6 protein-coding genes are annotated in these 6,902 nt (G+C 66.9%); 4 read left to right on the top strand and 2 right to left on the bottom strand.

Annotated features, from left to right (window positions below):
• A partial coding sequence (locus ACH107_RS28375) for a translocation/assembly module TamB domain-containing protein (protein WP_412509097.1) occupies positions 1-805 on the top strand: 805 nt, incomplete at its 5' end.
• Positions 806-999: 194 nt separating this feature from the next.
• Here ACH107_RS28375 and ACH107_RS28370 read toward each other — a convergent pair.
• Positions 1,000-2,112 (bottom strand): polysaccharide biosynthesis/export family protein, encoded by a 1,113-nt coding sequence (locus ACH107_RS28370; RefSeq protein ID WP_412509095.1) that lies wholly within the window; start codon positions 2,110-2,112, stop codon positions 1,000-1,002.
• A 104-nt stretch (positions 2,113-2,216) separates the two neighbouring features.
• On the opposite strand from ACH107_RS28370, the gene ACH107_RS28365 reads away from it, so the two are divergent.
• The 3 genes from ACH107_RS28365 (at position 2,217) to ACH107_RS28355 (ending at position 5,739) form a co-directional block, all read left to right on the top strand.
• A complete protein-coding gene (locus tag ACH107_RS28365) occupies positions 2,217-3,077 on the top strand; it encodes an NAD-dependent epimerase/dehydratase family protein (RefSeq protein ID WP_412509093.1) in 861 nt (286 codons plus the stop codon).
• Complete coding sequence (locus ACH107_RS28360; protein WP_412509091.1) at positions 3,064-3,684, top strand: sugar transferase; 621 nt, start codon at positions 3,064-3,066, stop codon at positions 3,682-3,684. The genes ACH107_RS28365 and ACH107_RS28360 overlap by 14 nt, the downstream gene beginning before the upstream one ends.
• A 183-nt stretch (positions 3,685-3,867) precedes the next feature.
• Positions 3,868-5,739 carry a polysaccharide biosynthesis protein gene (locus ACH107_RS28355; protein WP_412509089.1) on the top strand — a complete coding sequence of 624 codons (1,872 nt, stop codon included), beginning with the start codon at positions 3,868-3,870 and terminating at the stop codon, positions 5,737-5,739.
• 12 nt (positions 5,740-5,751) lie between these two features.
• Here ACH107_RS28355 and ACH107_RS28350 read toward each other — a convergent pair.
• A partial coding sequence (locus tag ACH107_RS28350; RefSeq protein WP_412509087.1) for a carboxypeptidase M32 occupies positions 5,752-6,902 on the bottom strand: 1,151 nt, incomplete at its 5' end.

The raw sequence follows: 6,902 nt of genomic DNA, 5'->3' as shown, positions 1-6,902 counted from the left end.
CGCCCTGCCGGGGCTGCGCCACCTGAACGAATCCCGCGCCGCGCGGCTGACACGCGCGCGCGCCGGCCTGATCGCGGAAGACGCCGGCAATGGCGGCGGCGCGGCGCCCGCTTTCCCGCTGGATGTCACGATCAACGCGCCCAACCGCATCTTCGTGCGCGGGCGCGGTCTGGATGCCGAACTCGGGGGCGGCCTGCGCGTGACGGGGACCACCGACAACGTCATCCCCAGCGGACAGGTTGAACTGATCCGGGGCCGGCTGGACATCCTCGGCAAGCGGCTTGAGCTGACGGAGGGGCTGATCGACCTGCGCGGCGCGCTGGACCCTTACATGCGCTTCGTCGCCGAGACATCGGCGGCGGACACGCTGATCACGATCATCATCGAGGGGCTGGCCAGCGAACCCGGCGTCAATTTCCGCTCGCAGCCCGACCTGCCCGAGGAAGAGGTCGTCTCGCGCCTGATATTCGGCCGGGGCCTCGACAACATCTCGGCCTTTCAGGCTGCGCAACTCGCCTCCGCCGTGGCAACCTTGTCGGGCCGGGGCGGCAATGGCATCGTCGGCCGCCTGCGAGAAACCTTCGGCCTCAGCAATCTGGACGTGACCTCCGGGGAGGACGGCGCGACAGAAGTCAGCGCCGGCGCCTACATCTCGGACAACATATATTCCGAGTTCACCGCCGACAGCGAGGGCCGCCGCGAGATCAATCTCAATCTCGACATAACCCCCAGCATCACCGCGAAGGGCCGCGCGGACAACACGGGCGACACCGGGATAGGCCTCTTCTTCGAAAAGGATTACTGACCGCGCCATGCCGGCGGCGGGTCGTGGCGCGCGACGTTGCGCGCAACAGGCGCCGGCCTGCCAGCAGGTCAACACCCGGCGCGGCACGCGCGATACGGTGCCGCGCGCCGGCCCATCCGCCATGTTTTTCCTGGAAATGCCTCCGCCCCAGCCGACGGCCGGGCGGCCCGGGAAACCGCGCCGCCTGCCGCGTGTCAGAGGTTGTTCGCGCTGCTCGTCACCCCGATCACCGTGCCGAACAGGCCGACGATGGTGCGCGCCGCCGAGATCGGCGACTCGGTCGCCAGCAGCGTGTCATCGGGGTTGATCTCGAACTGGCGCGCCGCGAACAGCCCGTCGGCCGATGTGAGATCCATCGTGAACACGACCTGCTGCATGTCCGGCCCGTCCGTCCCGGGCTTGAGGTCCTCGGCCTCGTACTCCCGCAGGACAAGGATGCCCTTCGGATCGGCACGCGACCCCTGCAGCCCCCCCATGGCCGACAACGCCTCCATGGCGCTCATGCTTTCCTTCCGGAAATTCATCACTTCCTGGGTCCCGGCGGCGCCCAGCACGTTGAACGTGCGGTCGTCCTCGGTGACGATGATCTGGTCGCCGCCGCGCACGCGGACATTCCGCGCGGGATCGGCCATCAACCTTTCCGCTCGCGTCTCGTAGCTTTCGGTACCGCGCTGAAGCCGCACCAGCGGATGGCGCAGCGCCGGGATGATCCCCCCGGCCTGCGCGATCACGCCGAGAATCTTGGTGTTGCGGTTTTCCAGCGGATAGCGCCCGGGCGATCCAACGCCGGCCACCATGTCGATCGAATTGTTGCGCCCCGGTTTCACGGCAAGCTGCACCTGCGCGGTGGGCGCGATGCCCTCGAGCTTTTTCTGGAGCCGCTCGCGCGCGGCGTCCGCTGTCATGCCGCGCACGGCCACGTCACCGACATAGGGGATGAACACGTTGCCCGAGGACGAAACGACCGTCGCCGGGATCGGCGTGGACTTGCTGCCACCGCTGGACAGCAGCGAGTTCTCCTGGTTGTCCCAGATCACGATATCCAGCTTGTCACCGGTGCGGATGATCGACGAATCCGGCCCGCGACCGTTGCCAAACCACCGGTAATACCCGTCCCAGCCGGTCGCGGGCCAGTCGGCCAGCATCGGCGTCGTTTCGCGCGTGACGGGCACGACCTGAATGGTGGGCTCCTCGCGGTTGGCCTCGTTCACGATTTCGGATTGCAGGGCGGCGCTTCGCGGCAGGCTGCACCCTGCCAGCATGACCGCCAAGCCCAGAACGACCACGGCTCGCGAGGTTTTTCGCACGTCTTTCTCCCACCCGATATTTATCAGTTTATGCGTTCACTACCGCGATCGCATGGTGCTAGACAAACAAAATCTTGAGGCACGGAACCGCGAAGGAAGACAGCTTGGCAAATCAATCGCGACAGCCGGCACTGCTCGTCACCGGGGCGGGGGGGCGCGTCGGGCGCCTGCTGCGCCGGATATGGACCGGCCCGCGCGGCGCCGGGCTTCCGCCGGCGGCTTTCCTGTCACGTCATCCCGGCGCGGACATCACGTGGTCCCCGGGCCTGCCCATGCCCGACCTGCCGGCCTGCGACACGGTCGTCAGCCTCTGGGGCACCACCCGCGGCACGCCCGAAGCGCTGGCGGAGAATTCCCGCCTCGCCCGCGAGGGCCGGCGACTGGCGCGGGCATGCGGCGCCCGGCGCGTGCTGCATTTTTCCAGCGCCGCCGTCTACGGCCCCGGCACCGACCTGTCCGAGGACACGCCACCATCCCCCCTGTCCGGCTACGGGGCCGCGAAACGCGACATGGAACACGACGTGGCGGCATTCGACGACCGATCGATCGCGCATTGCTGCCTGCGCGTGGCCAACGTGCTGGGCGCCGACAGCCTGACGCCGAATCTGTGTCCCTCGAACGATCCCGTGACCCTCGACAGGTTCGAGGACGGGCGCGGCCCGCTGCGCAGCTATGTCGCCCCCGGCGATCTGGCCCGTGTCATCGCCGCGCTCGCCGATCTGCCGCCCGACGCGCTGCCGCCCGTTCTCAACATAGCGTCCGGCGATCCGGTCGAGATGGCCGACCTGGCAGGGGCGGCGGGACGGCCCGTGCGCTGGCGGCACGCCCCGCCCGAGGCAATACAGGCGGTCACGCTGTCAACGGGGCGGCTGACCCGCTTGTTGCCGGGCCTCGAAACTCGTAAGACGGCAGCCGCGATGATCGCGGACTGGCAGGACCTGGAGGCAGCGGATGACGCCCGCTAAGCGGCTCTTCGATATCGTGCTGGCGCTCGTGCTGCTGGTGCTTCTGCTGCCCGTCATGCTGGCGATCGCCGGGGTCATCCTCTTGCGGGATGGCCGCCCCGTCCTGTACCTCTCCGAACGCATGAAAACACCCGACGCGCCTTTCGTGCTGTGGAAATTCCGGACCATGCGCAGCGCCACCGATGACTGCGGCGTGTCGGCGGGCTACAAGGCCGGCAGGATCACCCGCACCGGGGCCTGGCTACGGGGCCGCCGGCTCGACGAGCTGCCGCAGCTCGTCAACATCCTGCGCGGCGACATGAGCTTCGTGGGGCCGCGCCCGCCCCTTCGACGCTACGTTGAAAAATGCCCCGAGACCTACGCGGCGGTTCTCGCCAGCCGGCCGGGGGTGACCGGGCTGGGCACGCTGTTGTTCCACCGCAATGAGGAAAAGCTGCTTGCCGGATGCACAAGCGCCGAGGAGACCGAGCAACTCTACATGCGGTGCTGTATCCCGCGAAAGGCACGCCTCGATCTCATCTGGGCACAGCATCGCAATCTGTGCTTCGATCTGCGGCTGATCATTGTCACTGCGCTCAGGTGCCTGCGCATCCGGGCGCCACTCTAGGATCATAAAGACCCTGATTTCGGCGAAAACCCGCCGAAATTCGGTTTGTTCGCATCCGCAGAATTCCTGCCTTGTCCGATTTTCTTATTGTTGCTACCAAAGTGTCTGGTTTGCTATCGGCAAAACAGCCGGCCAGATACCCAAAAGGGGCGCGACCCCAATCCGAACGGGGGACCGGGACGCATGCTGTACAATCTCGCGATCTCCCTTACGCGATCACAGAAACGCGCCCTCATCCTGTCAATCGACGTTGTTCTCGTGGGCCTGTCCTACGCACTTGCGTGCTGGCTGCTGCTGGGGCTTTCATGGATCGCGGCCAACCCGGCCGTCGCGCTGCGCGACATGATCATCCTGCTGGTAATGGGCGGGGCCGTCACGACGCTCATGGGGCTCCACAAGATCAAGCTGAACGCCTACGAGATGCAGGGCGTGATCGAATCCGCCTTCGTTGCGGTGATGCTGATCGGAACGGGCGTGCTCGCCGCCCTGATCATGCCCACCGCCACGCCCGCGCATGTCTTTGCCGTCGCCGGGATGCTGTTCCTGATCCTGTCGGTCATGGCCCGGTTGAGCCTGCGCACGGCGCTGTTGCGCATCTATCGCAGGGGCAATCCGCAGACGCGCCTGCTGATCTACGGCGCCGGCCACAACGGGCAGCAACTCGCCACGGCACTGGCCACCGATGAGCGGGTCCGCGCCGTGGCCTTCGTCGATGATGATCCGCGCCTGCAAAGCCTCAGCATCGCCGGCCTGCGCGTTCACGCCCCGGCCGAGATCGACGAGGTGATCGCGCGCCACGCGGTAGACCGGATCGTGCTGGCGATGCCCAAGGCGCCCGCCTCCCTGCGCAGTAACCTGACCGAACGGCTGCGCGACACGGGCTGCGAGGTCCACGCCCTGCCGTCCTTCGCGGACCTCGTATCGCAGACGGCCAACGGGCTGGCCGATACCAGGCCCGTCGACGTGAACGAGCTGCTGGGGCGCGAACATCTGGGGGAGTCGCTGTCCGGCGTACAGGACATCTACCTTGGCCGGCGCGTTCTGGTCACCGGCGCGGGCGGCTCCATCGGGGCCGAACTCTGTCGGCAGCTGATCCTGTGCCGGCCCGAAACGATCATCCTGATCGACCACAGCGAACATTCCCTTTTCCAGATCCATCGCGAATTGGCCAATGTCGCGTCCGGGATCCGGATCGAGGCCGTGCTCGGCTCGGTATGCGACAAGCAACTGATGACGATGACGATGCAGAGATGGCACATCGACATCGTCCTGCACGCCGCGGCCTACAAACATGTGCCGCTGGTCGAGGACAACGCCATCGAGGGGATGCGCAACAACGTTCTGGGCACCAAGATCACTGCCGATGCCGCCGAGGATGCGCAGGTCGAGCGCTTTATCCTCGTTTCCACCGACAAGGCGGTGCGCCCGACCAGCGTCATGGGCGCCTCAAAGCGAATGGCCGAACTCGTCGTGCAGGATCTCGCGACGCGCTCGAAGGTCACGCGCTTCTCGATGGTCCGCTTCGGCAACGTTCTCGGCTCGTCCGGCTCGGTGATCCCGCTCTTCCAGGAACAGATCGCCAATGGCGGGCCCGTTACCCTGACGCACAGCGACGTCACGCGGTATTTCATGACCATCCCCGAAGCGGTCAGCCTTGTCCTGCTTGCCGGGTCGTACGCGCGGGGCGGCGATGTCTTCGTCCTCGACATGGGCAAGCCCGTGCCGGTGCGCCAGATCGCCCGGCAGATGATCGAGGGCGCGGGCCTGACCGTGCGGGACGGGAAAAACCCGGATGGCGACATCGAGATCCGCATCACTGGTCTGCGCCCCGGCGAGAAGCTGCACGAGGAACTTATGATCGGCTCGGACATGATGACCACCGCGCACCCCAAGATCCTGCGCGCGCTCGAAGGGCACCTGTCGGAGATCGAGATGGCGCAGGCGCTCAAGTCACTGCGTCAGGCCATCGAGGCCCGCGATGTCGATGTCCTGTTCGAAACGATGGCCAAATGGATCGAGAAATCCAGGGACAAGGTGATCACCGTCAACCAATGATCGCCGCCGGCATCAGGCCGGGTAAAGCGCCCCGAACTTTTCCTCCAGGTAGGTCATCAGCGGCTCCGCCGTGGGCGCGGCCCCGCAGGCCCGCGTGATCAGGTCACGCGGCTGGTACAGCCCGCCATGCCGCTGCACGTTCTCGCGCAGCCATCCGGTGGCCGCCGCCAGGTCACCCTCGCCCAGCCACGCGTCCAGATCCGGCACCGCCCGGCGCAACGCCGCGTGCAGGCAGCCGGCATAGACATTGCCAAGACTGTAGGTCGGGAAATACCCGAACAGCCCCACGGACCAGTGCACATCCTGCAGGCATCCGTTCGACGGGCGGTCCACCCGCGTGCCGAAATCGGCTTCGAACCGGTCGTTCCACGCGGCCTCCAGATCGGCCACGGGCAGGTCCCCGGATATCAGCGCCCGTTCCAGGTCAAACCGCAGCATGACATGCAGGTTGTACTGGACCTCGTCGGCCTCGGTGCGGATATACCCCGGATGCACCCGGTTCACGGCGGCATAAAGCGCGTCCGCATCCGTAATACCCAGATCGCCGAAAGCCGCGCGCATCTCGCCGTAAAGCCAGCCGCAGAACGCGCGCGACCGACCGAGCTGGTTCTCGTAGATGCGGCTCTGGCTTTCGTGCACGCCCATCGACACGCCCTGTCCCAACGGGGTCAGGCGATAGGCCGGGTCTATCCCCTGTTCGTAACAGGCATGGCCGGCCTCGTGGATCGTGGAATAAAGGCAGTTGAACGGATCGTCCGGCGCCGTGCGCGTGGTGATGCGCACGTCGTCGCCACTGCCCGAACTGAACGGATGCACCGCCTTGTCCAGCCGCCCGCGCGCCATGTCGTAGCCGAACGTCACGGCCAGCCGCCGCGCCAGCTCCATCTGGTGCGCCTCGTCGAAGCGTCCGCTCACCTGCGGCACCGCGGGCGCCGCCAGCGCCCGCTGACGCAGCGCCACCAGCCGCGCGCGCATTTCCCCGAACATCGCTTCCAGCCCGGCCGCCGTCGCGCCCGGCTCGAAATCGTCAAGCAGCGCGTCGTAGACATCGCCACCCGCCGCCAGTGCCGCGCCTTCCTCGCGCTTGAGCGCCACCACCTCGGACAGGACCGGCGCGAAGGCCGCGAAATCGTCCGCCGCGCGCGCTTCGGCCCACTGGCCCT

The sequence above is a fragment of the Roseovarius halophilus (ex Wu et al. 2025) genome (genome assembly GCF_047086965.1).
Note: the sequence above shows the minus strand (reverse complement) of the source record. Positions and strands in the feature narration are given on the sequence as shown.

Excerpts from the sequence above, each read along its gene's own strand:
- ACH107_RS28360 (WP_412509091.1), top strand. The coding sequence starts at position 3,064 with ATGACGCCCGCTAAGCGGCTCTTCGATATCGTGCTGGCGCTCGTGCTG.
- ACH107_RS28355 (WP_412509089.1), top strand. The coding sequence starts at position 3,868 with ATGCTGTACAATCTCGCGATCTCCCTTACGCGATCACAGAAACGCGCC.